Below are 19,486 nucleotides of genomic sequence, written 5' to 3'. Positions count from 1 at the left end.
TGCACATGCATATAACCAATGTTGATCGTGCCATGCAGGATCGCCTGCTGTCCGGCCTTTCTCAGGAAATCTCTCAACGGTATAACCCTATATTCCGGCTTTCGCCTATGGTATTGCGTTGTTTACTGCTACTCTTGCTTCTGCCCTCCCTGCTTTACGGGCAAAGCATTACCTTTACCACCCCCGCACTGAATGTCACAACAGTATGTGCCGGTGGCAGTACCCAGATTGGGTATAATCTGACGGGCTTTCCGGCTGCCGATGTGCTTGTTGACGGATACCTGTCTGATGCCGGCGGCTCCTTTACCCGGCAACTGCGGGTGTTATACAGCAAAATCCGGTCAAACGGTACATACTATGACCTGATCGACCTGTCGGCGTGGAAGGATATGCTGCCGGCCGGAAACGGCTATCGGCTGAAAATCTGCGTTGGTAGTGTTTGCAGCCCGGTAAGCGCACCCTTTACCATTGCCTCGCCGGGTAGTATTCCCATCGTCGGGGAGTCGGAGTTCCGGGTAAAGCAACTGGATCTGGCAAGCAACGGGCAAGTGATTTGTCCCGGAAGCCCGGCGCGCTTTGAACTGAGAAACCGGGGACAGGCCGATCTGCAGTGGTTCAGCAACGGGCTTCCTGTCGCCGGTCAGACCGGAACGGTTTTTTCAACCACCCTGCCGGGTACGTTTACAGTGCGGGCAACCAAAAGCAGTTGTGCAACGATGGAAGACATCGGCTTTGCCCGGATTGGTAACGCCACCGCCGAAGCCGTTAACGTGAGCGGCAGCACCACCATCAACCAGAACCAGACCGCAACCATTACCCTTACCCGTCCGAATCCTGCTAGTAATACCTACGGGGGTATCAATGGCCTGGCGGTATATCTGTCTGATTTCGTGTACAACGGTTCGTCTCCGCTTATACTCGGTACCGCAACTCAGACGATTACTGTCCGGCCTGGTCAGACTACCCGCTATTTCGTTACGCGTGTATCATCGGACTGTGGCTTACAGAGCAATCCGGGCAGCGGCACGGCAACCGTGACGGTCAATACGGGGGGAAATAACCTACGGGTGGCACTCGGCGCCCTCCCGTCAGCCACGCTTTGTGCCGGTACCCGTATAACGGTGCCCTTCAGTACCACCGGTACGTTTCTGAATCAGAACGGTGACTATAACTTCCGGGTCGCCCTGACTGGTCCAACGGGACAGGGCGATCAGTGGGTAGATGGGTATGTGAGCAACGGGACTGTTACGTTCGATATGCCCCGCGACCTGTCGGGGACTGGTTTTCGGTTGCGGGTAATCAGTACCAGTCCATACGTAGCCAGTGATTACTCAGGCCCCCTGACCATCCGGCCGGGGATCGACAATACCACCCGCAACTTTATCGAACCTGACCGGTTGCCTGCCCTGTGTGTGGGTACGGGTGTCAATGCCGTGAAGCTTACGGCCCGGATTGTGCCCTATGGTCTTCCCGATCTGTCGCCCGCATCGCTCACCTACCAATGGTATCAGTACAATCCTGACTGGCAGGCAAATGGCCTGCCTGACCCGTGGACGGTGCTAAGCGGGGCAACCAGTCAGACTTATACGGCCACCCGGATCGGCCGGTACAGTGTACAGGTCAGTAACGGTTGCGGTACCATGGGTCCCAACGACAACGATCTCTTTATTAATGTGTACGGGGCTGAATCTAATCCTCAGCTTATACTGACGGGCCGCAACCCGATCTGCCAGTCTGAGCAGAGTTTTTACGACCGGCCGCAGATCAGGCTACCCGATCGGTTTTATGCTCCCGATGCACAGTATACGTGGACCCGGAATGGTCAGGCCTACACGCCGGGGAAAGTCACAGGATCAGCCATCCGTATGCTTGATCCGCTGGTGCCCACCGAATCGGGGCAGTATGGGCTTACCGTTGACCATCTGGGCTGTCCTGTTACCTTTCCGCCCGTTAGTATCAGCATCCTGCCTGTGCCCACGCTAACCATTACCCCACAACCATACCCCGCCAGTACAGGCAAAATCGTTAAGTGTGCTGCTGAGCCGGTTGTCCTGACGGGAAGCGTGAGCGGTACGGGCATTACCAGTGTAGCATGGTGGCGCACCGACTGGGATCAGGTCAGTACGACCAACAGTGTAACGGTTACCAATGCTAACCCGAACACGTATACGTTTAAGGCGTATCCTGTTCTGCCGGGGTGCACCAGACCCATTGAGAAAACGATTGATGTGGTGAGTACCACCCCGTCGGTGGCTACACTGACGGTCGCAAACGATAGTTACGACGCCTGGTCGCTGCGCCTGAGGGCCAGTAAGCCAATTGGTCTTACCAGTGACTATTTTACCATTCAATGGTACCGGAACGGACAGCCTTTTGATGCACTTACGACAATCTATGCTTCCTACAACGAAAATTTTCTCACGGCCACGCTACCCGTCAGTTCCTCAGGCACCTACACCGCCAGGGTGACCACGCTGTATTCCGAACAGTTCCCGACGGCAGGCTGTGCCGGCGAGCCATCGAACCCCGTTAGTGTTAGTACACATCCCGGTCTTACGTATTTCATCCCTGATTTTACGTACACGGTCAATGGGCTGACAGCCACATTTGCAACCAACCTGAATACCCCGATCTATTACCTTACGGATGTCCCGACGGTCGGCGCATCGACCCAAATTACATCGCCCTATACATTTGCGCAAAGTGGTACCTATCAAGTCATGGTTTCGGGTTTAGGTAGCGACGGGCAGTATTATTCGGTCAGTAAATGGGTCAACGTTAATACCTGTCCGGCCCTGTCATTTACGGTGAGTCCGGCCATGACCAGTAGTCAGCCACTACTGAAATGCACCAATGGCAGCCTGACCCTCAGCGTGCCATCGGGCCTGACCAGCTATACGTGGGTAAGTGACTTTTCTAACCTCACCGGGGCCAATAGTTTCAGCTACTCAGTAACTACTTCAGGGGCATATTGGGTGCAGGCCCTGGGCGCGAACGGCTGTCGCTATACGAGTAACCGGGTCATTGTACGGCTTAACGCTCCGCCGGGTGCGGGTGCGTCGCTGACCGTACAGCATTTGCCTTTCAAGTCACCCTATGACCGCATGCTTCATCCTGATCGGGGAGAATATGCTTATCTGAGGACGGCAATGGGTCAGTCGGGGTCGTTTTCAGCAACGGTTTTGCCCGGCCCGCTAACGACCTCCGCCACGCAGCGGCCTGACATTTGGGAGGCCCGTGTCAGTCCGGCCAAAACCACGACCTACAGCTTGGTGTCGGCCTTGAACGAGTGTGGCCGGACTACGTTTTCACCGGCCGTGACGGCTACGGTTGAGGTGCAGTCTGTTGATGTTAGTCTGGGCATACAGGCCGACCGGACCACCGCGACTGTGGGGCAGGATGTTGTGTTTACGGTTACGCTGACCAACCCACCAGGCTACAACACCGCTCAGGGGTATGTGGATGTGGTGCTTCCTGCCAATTTCAGTTTTGTGGGGAGTAATACCCTCCGGCTGGTAAACGGCCGGTTGAGCCACATTCCGCAATGGACAGTGGACAACACCGGAGATGCTACGATGCTTGACTATCTGCCCATCCTGCCGGGCAGCAGTGTGCCGTTATCGTTCACTGCCCGTGCTATCAGCAATGGTACGGGACTTGTTCAGGCGCAGGTGGCAGCCCCGTTGAATCCGTCATCGTATGTGTGGGATGTTGACTCTACGCCGAACTCCGGTTTCACCGATGGCGAAGACGATGCGGCCTCGGTGGTGGTAACCGTTGGTAGTTGTTCGTCCATGATCACCGTCAAGACCGGCAACTGGACCGATCCCGCCGTCTGGAGCTGCGGTCGTATTCCGGCGGCGGGTGATACGGTGACGATCGCTGCCGGCCATGTAATCACCATCGGCGCGGGCGCAACAGGTATATGCAAAACGGTGCAGCATCAGGGCCGCCTGGTGGTTGGCGCCACCGGGCGGCTGCGGCTGGGACAAAACTGATTAGACAACCGCCGGAACGTGTTAATGACTGCTGATAACGACTATACCACTAATCTGACAACCATATGCACCTGCTGAAACCGGGTCTGCTTGCAAGCGCCTTAACCTGTATGTTAGTTATTCTGACTGCCGGTATCGCCCGGACCCAAACCGTGGATCAACCTTGCGGTACCCGAAACATCCACAACGATAAACTACAGACGGACAGCGTTTACCGCCGGATGGTGAGGCGGGTCGATGAGCGGACGTTCGATAAAGCCGGTATGGATATGACGACGAACCACGTCATTCCGGTTATGTTTGTGGTCTATCACCTTGGGGAACCGGTTGGTAGCGGAACCAACGTATCGGAGGCAGACATTCAGGCACAGCTGACGCAGCTGAATAACCGGTTTGCCGGGGTCGGGGCTACTCCCGCCGGCACCAATGCCCGGTTGCAGTTTACGCTGGCGCAACGGACGCCCGCATGCCAGTCGTTCGGTGGAATCGTCCGGGTTAATGCCAGTGCCGTACCCGACTATGCCAGTACCGGTATTGTCTACGGTGACTTTACCGTGGAAAATCAGCTGCGTAAGCTCACGCCGGCCTACAGCAGCGGTACGGCCGATAGCCGGCAATTCATCACCATTCATCTGGTCAATAAAATGATCGGCGCATCGGCGTATGCATCATTTGGCGGGGATATAGTTTGCGACTACAGACAGATGGGCGCGCTGACGCACGAGATGGGCCATGTGTTTTTTCTATATCACACCTTTGAGGGCAGTGAGACCGATACGCCCGGCGTATTTGTCTGCCCGCCCAATGCCAATCCGGAAAAAGACGGCGACCGGGTAACCGATACCGCTCCCCATAAGCTGGACGATCAGTGCCAGGGTGGCGGTAACGATACCCACCTGAACACCTGCACCGGACAACCGTTTGGCAGTATCCTGTACAACTTCATGAGCTATTCCTGCGGCAACCGGTTTACGTTGGGGCAGCTGACCCGGATGCGGACGGCGCTTTATACCGTAATGCCCGGGCTGATAGGCTCGCCGTACCTGACACCGCCACAGCCTCAGGAAGTGCTGCGGCCCGTTAGTTGTTCCATCGCCACCGGACAGCCGACGGGGCAGTATACCACCGGCCTGTCGCGGGTGCGTTTTGGCAATCTGGACCATTCGTCGGGCGAAGCGCCGCTCCATGAAGGGCACTACACCGATTTTTCCTGTACGCGGAAAACCATCGTGACGGCGGGGGCTACGTATTCGCTTATCACTAACTCCCGCTCCGTCAACCGGAGGGCTTATCTGGATTATAACAACGACGGCGTATTTGATGAAAACACCGAGCGGATTCATACCGGAGCCAGCAACGGTAATTTCGGTGTTGAAGAGGTACGCGGGCTGGTGACCATTCCGGTTACGGCCGTACAGCATACTTACCTGCGGCTGCGTGTTGTGGCTGACCCTGGTACGTCCCTGCCCACTGCCTGCCTGTTGCCGGGCCATGCGGCCTACGGACCCGGTGAGGTAGAAGATTACGGCGTGATGATTCTGCCGGACAACCTGCCGGTGAGTCTCTCCATCACTGCCTGGCCAACACGAATGTTCTGCACGGGTAAAGCCGTAACGATTCCGGTGGCGACGAGCGGTGTGTTCGGACCGGCAAACCGCTTCCGGGTGTTGCTGTCTGATGCGGCCGGAAGTTTTGCGGCATCAACCACGCTGGCCGAAACGACCATCCTGCCGTTATCGGCCACAATTCCGGACAACCTGAACCTCGACGGAACCTACCGGATACGGATCGTGTCGACCAGCCCGGCACTGGTCAGCAACGATAGTCCGGTGCTGATGCTGGAACCGTCACCCACGGCGACGCTGACGGGTTCGCAAACAATTACGGCCGGCCAGCGGGTGACGCTCACGGCGACCATCACCGGCCGTGAGCCTTGGAAAGTCTATCTGTACGGCTCTGATTTCAGTAGTGTGTTTTTATATGATCTGTACAGTACGCCGGTCAGCCTGACGGTGGCCCCGACGGTAACAACCGTCTATACGCTGTCGGTGTCAAACGAGGTGTGCGGCATCGTATCGGCAGCACATACTGTTACGGTAACAGTACCTTGCCCAACCCCGCTTAACCTGGCAGAAGTTAATAAAACGCTCACTTCGGTGCAGCTCGACTGGAACCGGATTTATGGCAATACGTATGATATACAATGGAAGCCGGTTTCGGCTAGCACGTGGACGCAGATTAGCCGGCTTTACGTACAGCCTACACTGACAGACCTGGCGTATGGACAAACCTACCAATGGCAGATCCGGACGAACTGTCCGGACGGGCAGACCTCTGCCTGGTCGCCCGTGCGGACCTTTACTATGGATTGTGCGGTGCCGTTTGATCTCCGGGAGCTGACCGTCCCCACACAGGCAGATCTGCTCTGGGGCAGCCCCGGGGGGCTTGTGACCTACGACCTCCAATGGCGGAGACAGGGGGAGGCTACCTGGCAAACGCAGCCGGCATTAACTCTGAACAGCCTGCGGTTAACCGGACTTACTGCCGGTGGTGTATACGAGTGGCAGGTACAGAGCCGGTGTCCGGACAATAGCCAGTCGGCCTACAGTGCTCCGCGCACGTTCACGGCGCAATGCGGTATGCCGGTCAACCTGACAATGCTGGCGGCCAGCTCAACGGGGGCGCGAGTCGGCTGGACAGGATTGGCGGGCCTGACCTATCAGGTGCGGTGGCGCCTGAATATGACAACTACCTGGACCGAGGCGCCCGCATCAACCACCAACACCTATTATGATATTACGGGGCTGGGCAATAACCTGAGCTATCAATGGCAGGTACGGACAGTGTGCTCGCCGACGGAAAGCAGTGCCTACACCAACAGCGACTACATCTATACCACCTGTTCCGCACCGGCGATTCTGACATGGACGGTGTTATCTCCCACATCCGTCCGGCTCGAATGGTCGGAGGCGGGCCCCGACGTCAGCTACGAACTCCGGTGGCGACCTTACGGCGCGGCAGGATGGACCACCGTAGCAGCCCTGACCGGAGCCGCATACAGCCTGACCGGCCTGACAACCAACGTGTTTTATGAATGGCAGCTCCGGACGGTGTGTGCCGGAGGGCAGTCGTCGGAGTTTAGTTATTCCCGCTATTTCAGGCCGGTTTCCTGCACGGCCATGACGACACTGAAAGCCGGTAGCTGGCTGGATCCGGCGGTATGGTCCTGTAACCGGATTCCGGTGAGTACCGATGCGGTGGTGGTGGCGCATCCGGTTACGGTCCCTGTCAACGCCACGGCAACTATCCGCAAACTAAGCTACGGGACAGGGGGGAAGGTAAGCCTGGCAACCGGCTCCCGTTTGGTATTGCAGCCCTGAGGGAAGGCAATCAGACAAGGGTATTTATACGTTTCGTCGGCCCCGATTCCCGGAATGCTCTATCACAATTCAGCGCTCCGGACGAAAAACAGCTCATGCTCCGGTTGATCCGGAATTGGATGTATAAAAAGTAAATAACCGGTAATACAATACCCGTTAACAGGTACAGATAAATTGGTTAGTTTAACAGGACCACAAAGTCAAACCTTCTCAGGCTATGAAACGAATAATGTACAGACTTTTCCTGATGCTGGCGGTTGTTCATATAACGGCAGGCGTAACAATGGCCCAGAACAATCTCCGTATTGTCAGCCCCGTACTGGCTACGCCGGGCATGGACAACACAATGCTTGGTGTAGGCGCCGGTAATACAACCATGACCGGCTGGTTTAACACCCTCATTGGCCGGCAGTCAGGACAAGCAATGACCACCGGTACCGGCAATACGGCCCTCGGCTATGTTACAGCATTCAGTGCCACATCGGGCAGCTGGAATACTCTGGTCGGGTACGGGACAGGCAGCAGTATTGTAAGTGCTCAGGCGAACGTTTTTATGGGTGCTTTTGCGGGGGGGAGTACGCAGACAGGAGGCTTTAACACCATGCTGGGTTACTTTGCCGGTTACGATAATACGACGGGTACCTCCAATACCTTTGTCGGCCATGAAACCGGGGCCAACAACACAACGGGTTACAGCAACGTCCTGATTGGCGTAAGAGCGGGTTTAAGTAACACAACCGGCGATAACAATGTCATGGTCGGGGATTCGGCGGGGTACACGGCGACAACAAGCGTCGGGAACACCATGATTGGCAGTAAGGCCGGTTACCGGAATATCACCGGGGGAAATTCCTTTGTCGGCTATCAGGCCGGATACAACAACATTTCGGGTAATAATAACTCCTATATTGGCTATCAGGCTGGTTTCCGGAGTAGTTCCAACTTTGATAATGCCTATCTGGGCTATCAGGCAGGGTATAATCTCGATGGCGGCTGGAATACGATTGTCGGTGTGCAGGCTGGCTATGGCGTGGGGTCAGGGGTCCAGAACGCTCACAATGCCTTTGTCGGGAACCGGGCAGGCTACGCCATCACCACGGGTAGTTGGAATGCGTTTCTGGGGGCATCGGCCGGGGCCGCTACCTCTACGGGCGGTCAAAACGTGTATCTGGGCTATCAGGCCGGCGACGCCAATACCACGGGTTCGCGCAATACGCTGGTAGGCGCTTCGTCGGATGTACTGAGTCCGGGTCTGACCAATGCGGCCGCCATCGGCTATAACGCGCGGGTGGCCGTCAGCAATGCCATTGTCCTTGGGGACCCCGCGAATACCAGCCTGAATGTTGGTATCGGCACCGACTCGCCCCAGTACCCGCTCGATGTGAGAGGCATTATCAACGTTCGCGGGGCGGGCGGAAAACTTAAATTCAGCTCCCTGTCAAATACCCGTTACCGGCAGGGCTATACCGATCAGTTTCTGACTGTTGATGCTGAGGGCGAAACGGTTCTTGCCCGCTACCGGCTGCAACCGGCAACCACCGCCGAGTGGGCCGACCATGTCTTTACGCCGGGCTATCGGCTGCGGCCGCTCACAGAGGTGGCCGGATATGTAGAAACCCATCGCCACCTGCCGGGTATTCCGTCAGCGGCAACGATGACGGCCGAAGGAATCGATGCAACGCAGATGAGTGCGCGCCTCCTTGAGAAAATAGAAGAGCTTACCCTGTACATCATAGCGCAGAAACAGGATTACCAACAACAGATTGATGCACTGAAGGCCGAAAACCAGGCGATTAAACGCCGGTTGATGAAACGCTGATTCGGGGGATTATACCCCGGACAAACCTATTCACCGGTAACCGGGTTATAGTCGTATCCCATTTGCGCAACGTATGAAAATTCTGGTGGTTGAAGATGAACCCAAAACCCTCAATGCCATCCGGCAGGGGCTGGAGGAAAGTCAGTTTGAGGTCGATATTGCCTACGACGGCCTGATTGCCCAACGACTGGCGCTGAAAAACAACTATGCCCTGATTATTACCGATGTTATCCTGCCCGGCCTTAATGGCTTTGAGCTGATTAAAGCGCTGCGGAATAAGGGCCTGACCACGCCCATTCTGCTGCTGACGGCCCTGGGCGAAACCGACGATAAAATCACCGGCTTTGATGCCGGAGCCGATCAATACCTCACCAAACCGTTTCAGTTTGCCGAGCTGCTGGCGCGTGTCCGCTCCCTGACCAAGCGCAGCACGCAGGTGACCATGACGGCCCAGACCCTGAGTTATGCGGGCCTGGAAATGAACCTCGACGCCAAAACCGTCTCCCGCGACGGCCAGCCCATCGACCTGACCGCCCGTGAGTTTGCCCTGCTGGAATACCTTATGCGCAACCAGGGGCGGGTACTGTCTAAAATCGACATTGCCGAGCAGGTCTGGGACCTGAATTTCGATACCGGCACCAACGTTGTAGAGGTCTACATCAACTACCTGCGCAAAAAACTGGATCGGGACTTCCCGACCAAACTGATTCATACCCAGTTTGGTATGGGCTATGTGTTAAAAACAGACGAATGACAATCCGGACCCGGTTAACGCTGCGTTTTACGGGGCTGGTGACGGCCATCGTGGCGGTGTCATTTGCCTGTATCTACTGGTTTACGGCTTATTTTATCACCTCCGATTTCAACCGGCGGCTCGAAAAAAAAACGAAACCCTATGGCACCGCGCTGGTTATGCATGGCCATGATCATGAGGCGCTGAAAAAACTCAGCCTGCTCCATGCCGATCAGTTGCCCAGCCAGAAAATTACTATCTACGATTCGCAGAATACACCTTTCTTTACCAGTAATGACGGCCTGCGGCTAGGCATACCGGTTCGGGAAATGGCCAAAATCCGGAAGCAGGTCCGGCGGCTGTTCCGGTGGCGGTATTTTTACGTGGCCGCTGTGCGGTATGATACGCCGACGGGGCAGTATGTGGTGATGGCCAGTGCCGAAAACCTGTACGGCGATGATTTTCTGCGTACTATGCGCTGGGCACTGATCATTTTCTTCTTCCTGATCATCGCCCTGGTTGCTTTCTCGGGCTGGCTTTATGCCGGTGATGCTCTCCAGCCGATGAAACGGATATCAAAGCAGCTGAACGCTATTTTTCCGAAAAACCGCCACAAGCGGTTGCCGCTCAGCAAGGAAAACGACGAGATCGGCCGGCTCTCGGTGACGATCAACCAGCTGCTCGACCGTATCGACGAATCGTTCCGGTTACAACGGATGTTTGTGGCCAATGTCTCGCATGAACTGAAAAACCCGCTGACACAGATGCAGTCACAGCTCGAAGTGTCCCTGCTGAGCCGCCGTGAGCCGGAGCGGTATGTACAGACCATCCGGTCGGTGCTGGATGATGTCGGTGCGTTATCGGCCCTGACGCGGGCACTGCTTGAACTGTCAAAGATCAACGAAGAAGATGCCGACAGCCTGCTCACCGACAAGGTCCGGATGGATGAAGTAGTCTGGGATGTACGCGACATGGTTAAAGGCATTAATCCGCATTATCAGGTGCGGGTAACGTTTGATAACCTGCCCGACGAAGATTTTGAGCGTCTGACCATGACCGGTAATGCCTCATTGCTGCGGACGGCTCTGAAAAATCTGACGGAGAATGCCTGCAAGTTTTCGCCGGATCATACGGCTCTGATCAATGTGAGTGTAGGTGATAATTCGGTGCGGATTGCGGTGCAGAATCACGGCGAACCGATTCCGGCGCAGGATCTGCCCTATATTTTTGAGCCGTTTTACCGGAGTCAGCAAACCGCTCTGACCAGCGGCTATGGCATCGGTCTGTCGCTGGTGGAGCGGATTGTCCGCCTGCATCGGGGCTCCCTAACGGTTGAGTCAGCGCCGGAAAAGATGACGACCTTTGTTATTGAGTTTTTCTATCCCCCCTCGTTCTAATGAAATTCTAAGCCCTTGTTCAGGAGTGTCTAAGCTTGAGTATGGTGTTTTGCAGCAAGTCGTTCATCTACAGGCTGAAAACACCATGGAAAAGGAAGCTCAGACAGCACCGGTACGGGAGCTGGAAATCATATCAAAGGAGGATTCAAGCGAACAAAACACCGATCCGGTTGTTGTTCGTAAGCCGGATTGGCTGGTTATCTGGATTGTCTGCTTATTTTTACTGACGGCCCTGATTGCCTGGATTTCAGGCTTTTTCAGTTTGCCGGCCTGAATAACCTCTTACCTGACAGATCTATGGAGTTATTTCATTTACTGACCATTCTAATCGTTATCTCTGCCCTGTTTGCCTATGTTAATGTCCGGTTTCTGAAACTGCCCGATGCCATTGGCATTATGCTGGTATCGCTGTTTTTCTCCCTTATCGTACTCGGCGTAAACGAGGTAAAACCCACCTGGTTTGCGCTCACCCGCCAGACCATCCGCGACATTGATTTTCATTACGTTCTCTTTGATGTCATGCTTTGTTTTCTGCTCTTTGCCGGGGCTTACCATACCGACGCGGCAAAGCTGAAAGTAGAGCGGCGGTCGGTGATATTGTTTGCCCTGGTCGGTGTGGTGATCTGTACATTTCTGGTCGGGACGCTGCTGTATTATGCCGCAGGCTGGTTCGGCCTTTCTTTATCCTATACGCTTTGCCTGTTATTCGGCGCGCTTATCTCACCAACTGACCCGATTGCGGTACTGGGTATTCTGGCCAAATTCAAACTGCCGGAAAGTGTGAAAACAAATATTGTCGGCGAATCGCTATTCAACGATGGCGTTGGGGTGGTTGTGTTTGCGACCATTTATCAGGTTCTGATTAATGGTGCCGATTCGGTTGGGGCAGGGGATATTACGCTTATTTTTCTTCAGGAAGCGGGGGGAGGTCTGTTATTCGGGGCCCTGCTCGGTTACGGCATGTATTGGCTGCTTCGTTCGATTGACCATTATCAGACCGAGGTGCTGCTAACGCTGGCGGGTGTTATGGGCGGGTATTTGCTGGCTCATCAGCTACATGTATCGGGGCCGCTCGCGATGGTCGTAGCCGGTTTGTTTGTTGGCAACCGTGCGCGGCAAAGCGCCATGAGCGAGGAAACCGGCGAGTATGTTGACCGTTTCTGGGAGCTTCTCGACGTAATTCTGAACGCTATTCTGTTTGTGCTGATCGGTGTTGAACTACTGGTTATTGATTTTACGCCGACGAATCTGATCATCAGTGTTATTGCCATTGCGATTGTGCTGGTATCCCGTTATCTATCTATTCTGATTCCGTTTACGGTGGCCCGTCGCTGGCTCGATCTCGACAGCAAGGCCCCGCTTATGCTAACCTGGGGCGGGTTGCGGGGCGGGCTATCCATTGCCATGGCCCTGTCGATAGGGCAGGCTGTGCCAAACAGCGACCTGATCGTCAGCATTACCTATGCCGTTGTCCTGTTCTCGGTTGTCGGGCAGGGACTGACCATGGAGCTACTCATCAAACGGCTGTACCCGACCGGCTGACGCTACCGGCCTGCACAGTGGTGACGAATATCATAATGAGCATGGCATCATTCTTGTTTCCGGAATACAGGAAGGCTTATGCCTGCTATTTCCTCTAGATTCAACGGAACGATGAAAAGACGTTTACCACTTAGCGGAGCCGGTGTTTTAGGACTCGCTATTTTACTGGCTGGTTGTCAGCCATCCACTGATTTAACCCAAAAAGGCCCGCTGGATGATCAACTGGAAACCCTGATCGGTCAGGCATCATCCGGGCAGGGAAAAGCATTTTATGTGCTGCCGGAGAGTACGGATTATACCCGGATTCCGCAGGATCCGAAAAATCCGGTGACGGCGGAGAAGGTGGCGCTCGGAGAGCTGCTGTTCCATGAGACGGCCCTTTCGCAGCACCCGATGAAGGTGATCAGCTTCGGTACCTATTCCTGTGCGAGCTGCCACCATGCCAAAGCCGGTTTTCAGGCGTGTGTGCCGCAGGGTATCGGCGATGGCGGGGTGGGTTTTGGCCAGAACGGCGAAGCCCGGGCAATCAACAGCCAATATCAGGGGAGTGATGTCGATGTGCAGCCGGTGCGCAGCCCGTCGGCGCTCAATATCGCCTACCAGACAAATATCCTGTGGAACGGGCAGTTCGGGGCAACCGGCGTAAACACCGGCACTGAAGCGGCCTGGACGAAGGGAACGCCGAAGGAAAAAAATACGCTGGGTTTTCAGGGTGTAGAGACCCAGGCTATTGCCGGGCAGGATGTTCACCGGCTCAACATGAAAGCGTCAGCCTTCCAGGGTAATGCCACCTATAAAGAGCTGTTCAAAAAAGCCTTTAACGATAACTGGACGAACGATGCGCAAACGGCGATCAATGCCGGTATGGCGATTGCCGCCTACGAGCGGACGCTGTTATCGACACGGGCGCCGTTTCAGCGCTGGCTGAAAGGCGAAGCGGGGGCGTTATCATCCGACGAAAAAGAAGGCGCTATTCTCTTTTTCGGGAAAGCGGGGTGCGCACAGTGCCACAACGGTCCGGCGCTGAATGCAATGAAGTTCTATGCACTTGGTATGAACGATCTCACAAACGGGGCTCCAAGCGGTAATACAGTAGTTGTACAGGCAGACCCGGCGAAGGCGGAACACAAGGGTCGTGGCGGGTTTACGGGCAGGGCCGAAGACATGTATAAGTTCAAGGTACCGCAGCTGTATAACCTGAAAGACAGCCCGTTCTATGGACATGGTGCGTCGTTCCGTACGATTGACGAGGTGATCGCCTATAAAAATACAGCTGTGGCGCAGAATGCCAATGTGCCGAAAACGCAGCTGGCCGCGGAGTTCAAACCTTTGAACCTGTCAACGGCTGAGATTCAGAAACTGGTGTCGTTTATCCGCAACGGGCTCTACGATCCCGAGCTGATGCGGTATGTGCCCAAAGCCCTGCCGTCCGGTGCTGCCTTCCCGAACAACGATCCGGTCAGCCGTTCACAGCTTGGGTTTTGATAGCAAACTAGTGGTGGCATGACTATGAGTCATGCCACCACTCTGTGTTAAGGCATTTTCGCCAGATTTTCCCAGCGGACTTTCCATTTGCCGTTTTTCGGGAAGCCGGGAGCCGGTGTGCCTTTATCGCCGTCCCAGCCTTCGCACATCATTGCAATGGCCATCAGCAGACCGCCGTTGCCGGGCAGGTAAATACGCAGGTTATCGCGCTGGTAATTATGGCCGTTGTGCAGAAACGTGTTTTTCGTAACGTTCATCAGCAGTACGTCAACGGCCTGTTCCGGTTTGCCGAGGCGGGCGGCCGTCATCGCCACGAGCGGGTAGTCCCAGCCCCAGGTATTCTCCCACGACCAGACCTTCATCACCTTATCGAATGTCCGCTGCATGGTAGGCATATCGAGGTCGGGTGTGCCCGGCAGGTAGCCATAGGCGCCAAGCACCGTCGGGTGGTCGGTCATGTAAGGCGGATTGGTGTACGAGTCAGTAGCACTTTCGGCCGCCAGATACACACCGTCCTGCGCGGGCAGCGGCGACAACTCTTTAATCACCTGATCCCACTCCGGTTTTCGGCCCATGCCCAGCCGCTCGCGCCATTGCTGTGCCACTGACAGACCCCAGTACCAGTAGGCCAGCTCGAACGGCGGGTTGAACGTATCTTCAGCCTTGAAGCGCTCCTGCGCCGGAATCAGGCCCTTACCGAGAATATACTTGCCTTTTACTTTGTCGAAATAGGCGTAGGACGCCATAAAGTCGGCCGTCGCAAAGACGAGATCCTTGTACGTGTCGAGTGTCTTTTTATCCTTATGGTTCCGGTATGCCAGTTCGGCAAAGTACAGGAAGTGTGGCTGTTGCCAGATCAGGAACGGCGCGATGGGCGACGGGCTTTCGTTGCCCACATCGTCCACCATCTTAGGCCAGCGGATACCGGCAAAGCCCTGACGGTGCGCCAGTTCACGACCTTTATCGCTGATGGTCCGGTACCACGGTAAACTCCGTTCAAGCAGGGCGGGACGGTTCCAGAGCATGAAATGGGCAGCATGCCACCAGTGCATTTCGAGGTGGGGCTTGCCGTACCAGCTGTTATAGACCAGACCGGTTTCCTGAGGCGGAATAGTGCCGGAACAGTTGATCTTGGTCAGGTATTGTGAGAGCACAATCCGGCGTTCGAGTTCGCTGGCGCGGGGGTCGGTACTGCCACTGAGGTCAACAGCCCCGCCGGTTTGCCAGAAGCGTTCGTAATGCGATTTGTTAAGCGGCTGCACCACGGCAAAGGCGGCAACGGCTTTTGGGTTAGTCTGTTCCGAAAATAAAACGGCAAATTCCAGTACGTTGCTGTTCGCAGGCGTCAGCTCAAACTGATGGGGCGCCTTCTCCTGCATGCGGGCCTCACCGGTCCAGGCAACCGCCGCACTGTAGCGGGTCGTGTCAAGCTTCCGGTCGAGCACCACGCTCCGGCTACTGGTCGGCCGCAGGGTTGTGGTATGGTTGCCGGGCATATCCCAGCCGCCTTCGCCCTCCCAGTCGGTCGCGCCGTAGGGGAAGCGGAGCGAGACGGTCAGCCGGTTTTTCTGCACCAGCGGCGATTTCACCTGTACATTGATCTGGTCTAGCGACGGGTGGCAAATGGTGACCACATCTACCGGCTGGCCTTCGAGCTCAAAATGGCTGCGGATTTCGCCGGTCCAGAGGTCGAGGGTCTGCCGGATTTGCTTAAGATCCTGCCGGCCGGCCAGGCTACCATCGGCTTTTTTGAGCACAAAGCCAATGCGTCCCAGATCAAGCCGATGGGCGTTTTCGCGGAAATAGTTGGTGACTTCGCCCTTACGGCCTGTGTTGGCATTGAAGGCATAAGTATACGGAACCTTGCGTCCCTGAGCTTCATACTCCTTATAGACCTCCTCGATCCGGTAGTTGTTCGTATTCGGGACACTGTGCCAACCCCACTGCGACTGGGTGCCGAGCGGAACACCGCGCTGGTAATAGTCAGGGAAAGTCTGAAGGCCGGTCGCATCGACGGTATACGCAAATTCGCCGTTACCGACCGATACTGAACCGAGGGAATCGAAACGGGTATTTACCACGTTATGGCGGCTGACCAAGGCTTTTCGGTCAATTTTCTGCCCGAATGATGCCGTTGCCAGCAGCATCAGCATGCCCGGCAGTAAAGGTTTGAAAAGAAAATGCATGGCTGTATTGGCGACCGTACCTGGTTGCCCGGTTAACTTGTTTATTGGCGCGTCGGGTATTCGTCCGCGTACCTGTATGGGCGACCCCACGTGGTCGCCCACCTCCTGATGATGGTCCATTGTCTGTAATTGGGTGCCCACATTGGGGATGGGCGACCACATGGGGTCGCCCGTACGGGTCCACCACCACATCACAGAGCCCAAAGGGAGCCCGCATAGGCTTTATGTAAACAGCAGTCGTGTCTGTTTGTGGGCTTCGCCTTGTTCGAGATGCATCAGCGCGCCCAATGCAGTGGCCTGCGGTACTTCCAGCATCTGCACCCGTTTGGCGGGATAATGTTGCCGGAGTAGCTGCATGAACACACCGTTACGGGCAAATCCGCCGTCAACGTAGAAGAGGGATTCGTCGGTGGATACCAGATCAATAGACGTTTTCAGCAGCTCCATCAGTCCTGCCATCAGTACCTGATAAGCATCGGCAGCTGTGGCAAACCCATTGATATCCCAGGTCTGCGCCTCCCGCTCCGGGAAAGGCCCCGTACCGGCCATGCAGGAAGGCTGAAACGGGATTCCTGAACTCCCAGGCTCCGGTTTGCTGATCGCTTTGTAGAAGTCCGGCGAAATGTTGAAATGGCTGGCAATCCGCTCCACCTGATAATCATGCTCGCGGCCGAAAAAGACGCGGGAGGCCTTCGTCGCCTGCCCTTTGGGCGACATATAACTCAGGCAGTCGCGGCGAAGCATATCGGCCGACAACGCTTTGCCGTCGATAGTGATCTGGTTGAACGGGTTCAGGTTGATGCACCAGGTTCCGGTCGAGAGCAGCATAAACGGCTCGTCGCTCTGAAGCAGGTAAGGTACCAGGGCCGAGGAACTGTCGTGCAGGCCGACACCGATCATGATCCCATCGACAACCGACGCGATAGAGTCGCGGGTCAGCGGGGCCAGTTTTTCGTCGATACCCTCCCGGATTACCCAGTCGTGGTAGCGGTCCTGACCAAAGTTCCAGAGTGCTGTATGGCAACCTACCGAGGTATAATCGCTGAATTTTTCGCCTGTGATCAGATACGACAGGTACTGCGGTAAATGCAGGGACGTGTGAATCTGCCGGTACTGTTCCGGCCGCGCATATTTGAGCCAGTAAAGCTGCAACCCCGAGTTGAGCATGCCCAGCCGTGGCGAACAGGTAAGTGCCGCAAAGTCGTCGCGGTTTTCGGTCAGCGCATCATAAAATTGATAGGCGAGGGCCTCCGGAAACGGTTTCAGGTAATTGTAGAGCGGTAAAACCGGTTTACCGTCAACGCCCAGGTGCACAAAACTGGCACCATAGGCTGTAAAATTAACGCCCTTCAGCGCGTAATCCGGATCGTTTCGGAGGGTTTCCCAGGCGTCGAGTACCCAGGCAGTGAGCCGGTCAACGTCGTCACACGGAAAACCGTCCTCGTCTGTAATCTCCGGAAATACCTCCTGCCGTTCTTCGACCACCTGCCGTTTTTCGTCGAACAGAATGACCTTCTTGTTGGTCTTTCCGACGTCAAAAACGGCATAGATGGCTTTACGGCTGCTGCTCTGGGCTGAAACCGGCGGTGTTTCCGTCTGTATCATAGCCCTGTTGCGATGCTGCGCTTACCCCGTTTCTGAATCAACCCTTCGCGGATTTTCGCCGCCCGATATACTGCAATCGGATCAAGGGCGCCGCCTGCCTGCCGCATGGCTTCGGCGACCAGCGGACGAACGTCGGTCTGGAACGCGTCTTTCAGCAGTTCTTCGGCGACAACCACATCGTTGGCGTCCTGTGCCTGCGATAGCGCCACACGGTTAACGAGCAGTGCTTTGGTATACGTTGTCAGGATGCTCTGCACCGACTGGAGCAGGTCTTCGAGCGGGTCTTTGGTATTGTGACTGGCGTCGATCATCCACGCCAGTGGCGGGTTCTTTACCGCCGGATCGGTCATGCCATCAACGAGCTCGTTGAAAATCAGGAAGAACTGGTAAGGCTTGATGCTGCCGGTTGTCAGGTCGTCATCGCCATACATCGAGCCGTTGAAGTGGAAACCACCCAGCCGGCCGAAGTGTTGCAGGCGGCCTACGATCTGTTCGATATTGGTGTTGGGCAGGTGGTGGCCGAGGTCAACGAGTACCTGAGCGTTCTGCCCGACATACTGGCAAAGTGAATAGGAGGTACCCCAGTCAGGGATCACCATCGAATAGAAATGCGGCTCATACGGTTTGTACTCAATCAGCATCGTCCAGTCGGCCGGCATGGATTCATAGATCGACGCCAGTGATTCGGCCGTCCGCTGATAGGCGCGGCGGAAATGCTGCTGTCCGGGAAAGTTCGACCCGTCGGCAAGCCATATCGTGTGGGTTTTGGCGTCCAGCGCTTTGCCGTAGTTGATGCAGTCTATGTTATGCTGAATGGCCAGGTCACGGACGCTGGCATCTGTATGGCACAGTGAACCGAACTTGTAGGAAAACGGCTGATCGGGCTGATCCTGGAAGGTATTCGAGTTTACCGAGTCAATAGTCAGGCTGTTTTCGGCCAGTAGCTGCTTCAGGGCCGGCACGTCTTTCGGGATATCCCACGGAATGTGCAGTGATATAGAGTCAGACGAGCGGTTCAGCCGGTGGAGCAGGCCGATGTCTTCAATTTTTTCTTCGAGGTTCCGGGGTTCGCCACCTGCCGGAAAACGGCCGAAACGGGTTCCGCCGGTCCCTAATGCCCAGCTGGGAATGGCTACCTGAAAAGCGGCGACCTGATCAATAATTTCCTGAACCGCAATGCCACGCCGGTCGAGCCACTCGGCCAGAAAAGTAAAGCGGAACTGGTGGTCGTCCTGCAGCGAATGGTTAAGTTCCTGAATGCGTTGTTCGGAGATCATATACGTTACTTCAAGTTTCAGGGTTAAAAAATCCGTACGTCTATGCGTTTCCGGCGGCTAGCGT

11 protein-coding genes are annotated in these 19,486 nt (G+C 55.6%); 8 read left to right on the top strand and 3 right to left on the bottom strand.

Annotated features, from left to right (window positions below):
• Window positions 1-5 precede the first annotated feature (5 nt).
• The 8 genes from AC23NW_RS28380 to AC23NW_RS28345 all read left to right on the top strand — a co-directional run bounded on the left by AC23NW_RS28380 (window position 6) and on the right by AC23NW_RS28345 (window position 14,354).
• Window positions 6-3,998, top strand: a complete 3,993-nt coding sequence (locus AC23NW_RS28380; protein WP_487453817.1) for a hypothetical protein — start codon at window positions 6-8, stop codon at window positions 3,996-3,998.
• A gap of 65 nt (window positions 3,999-4,063) precedes the next feature.
• Complete coding sequence (locus AC23NW_RS28375; protein ID WP_487453815.1) at window positions 4,064-7,378, top strand: fibronectin type III domain-containing protein; 3,315 nt, start codon at window positions 4,064-4,066, stop codon at window positions 7,376-7,378.
• Between the two features lie 217 nt (window positions 7,379-7,595).
• Window positions 7,596-9,197, top strand: coding sequence for a hypothetical protein (locus AC23NW_RS28370; protein ID WP_487453814.1), 1,602 nt, complete (start codon window positions 7,596-7,598; stop codon window positions 9,195-9,197).
• Between the two features lie 73 nt (window positions 9,198-9,270).
• Window positions 9,271-9,951, top strand: coding sequence for a response regulator transcription factor (locus AC23NW_RS28365; protein ID WP_293837610.1), 681 nt, complete (start codon window positions 9,271-9,273; stop codon window positions 9,949-9,951).
• On the top strand, window positions 9,948-11,327 hold the full coding sequence (locus AC23NW_RS28360; protein ID WP_487453812.1) for a sensor histidine kinase: 1,380 nt from the start codon (window positions 9,948-9,950) through the stop codon (window positions 11,325-11,327). Before AC23NW_RS28365 ends, AC23NW_RS28360 begins: the two co-directional genes overlap by 4 nt.
• Before the next feature lie 85 nt (window positions 11,328-11,412).
• Window positions 11,413-11,601, top strand: coding sequence for a LapA family protein (locus tag AC23NW_RS28355; protein ID WP_487453811.1), 189 nt, complete (start codon window positions 11,413-11,415; stop codon window positions 11,599-11,601).
• A gap of 23 nt (window positions 11,602-11,624) precedes the next feature.
• Window positions 11,625-12,869, top strand: coding sequence for a cation:proton antiporter (locus tag AC23NW_RS28350; protein ID WP_487453810.1), 1,245 nt, complete (start codon window positions 11,625-11,627; stop codon window positions 12,867-12,869).
• Window positions 12,870-12,980: 111 nt separating this feature from the next.
• Window positions 12,981-14,354, top strand: a complete 1,374-nt coding sequence (locus AC23NW_RS28345) for a cytochrome-c peroxidase (RefSeq protein ID WP_487453809.1) — start codon at window positions 12,981-12,983, stop codon at window positions 14,352-14,354.
• Window positions 14,355-14,401: 47 nt separating this feature from the next.
• On the opposite strand, the gene AC23NW_RS28340 is transcribed toward AC23NW_RS28345, so the two are convergent.
• The 3 genes from AC23NW_RS28340 to AC23NW_RS28330 are packed head-to-tail and all read right to left on the bottom strand — an operon-like array spanning window position 14,402 to window position 19,422.
• Window positions 14,402-16,732 carry a hypothetical protein gene (locus tag AC23NW_RS28340; protein ID WP_487453807.1) on the bottom strand — a complete coding sequence of 777 codons (2,331 nt, stop codon included), beginning with the start codon at window positions 16,730-16,732 and terminating at the stop codon, window positions 14,402-14,404.
• Between the two features lie 30 nt (window positions 16,733-16,762).
• On the bottom strand, window positions 16,763-18,145 hold the full coding sequence (locus tag AC23NW_RS28335) for an FGGY-family carbohydrate kinase (protein WP_487453806.1): 1,383 nt from the start codon (window positions 18,143-18,145) through the stop codon (window positions 16,763-16,765).
• Entirely contained in the window at window positions 18,142-19,422 is a 1,281-nt protein-coding gene (locus AC23NW_RS28330; protein WP_293837617.1) for a sugar isomerase, read from the bottom strand. The genes AC23NW_RS28335 and AC23NW_RS28330 overlap by 4 nt, the downstream gene beginning before the upstream one ends.
• Window positions 19,423-19,486: the final 64 nt, after the last annotated feature.

It is taken from the genome of Arsenicibacter sp. R0_47 (assembly GCF_057652235.1).
The sequence above is the reverse complement of the archived record's forward strand: the minus strand, read 5'-3'. Positions and strand labels throughout refer to the sequence as shown.

Excerpts from the sequence above, each read along its gene's own strand:
- AC23NW_RS28380 (WP_487453817.1), top strand. The coding sequence starts at position 6 with ATGCATATAACCAATGTTGATCGTGCCATGCAGGATCGCCTGCTGTCC.
- AC23NW_RS28375 (WP_487453815.1), top strand. The coding sequence starts at position 4,064 with ATGCACCTGCTGAAACCGGGTCTGCTTGCAAGCGCCTTAACCTGTATG.
- AC23NW_RS28370 (WP_487453814.1), top strand. The coding sequence starts at position 7,596 with ATGAAACGAATAATGTACAGACTTTTCCTGATGCTGGCGGTTGTTCAT.
- AC23NW_RS28365 (WP_293837610.1), top strand. The coding sequence starts at position 9,271 with ATGAAAATTCTGGTGGTTGAAGATGAACCCAAAACCCTCAATGCCATC.
- AC23NW_RS28360 (WP_487453812.1), top strand. The coding sequence starts at position 9,948 with ATGACAATCCGGACCCGGTTAACGCTGCGTTTTACGGGGCTGGTGACG.
- AC23NW_RS28355 (WP_487453811.1), top strand. The coding sequence starts at position 11,413 with ATGGAAAAGGAAGCTCAGACAGCACCGGTACGGGAGCTGGAAATCATA.
- AC23NW_RS28350 (WP_487453810.1), top strand. The coding sequence starts at position 11,625 with ATGGAGTTATTTCATTTACTGACCATTCTAATCGTTATCTCTGCCCTG.
- AC23NW_RS28345 (WP_487453809.1), top strand. The coding sequence starts at position 12,981 with ATGAAAAGACGTTTACCACTTAGCGGAGCCGGTGTTTTAGGACTCGCT.
- AC23NW_RS28340 (WP_487453807.1), bottom strand. The coding sequence starts at position 16,732 with ATGTGGTGGTGGACCCGTACGGGCGACCCCATGTGGTCGCCCATCCCC.
- AC23NW_RS28335 (WP_487453806.1), bottom strand. The coding sequence starts at position 18,145 with ATGATACAGACGGAAACACCGCCGGTTTCAGCCCAGAGCAGCAGCCGT.
- AC23NW_RS28330 (WP_293837617.1), bottom strand. The coding sequence starts at position 19,422 with ATGATCTCCGAACAACGCATTCAGGAACTTAACCATTCGCTGCAGGAC.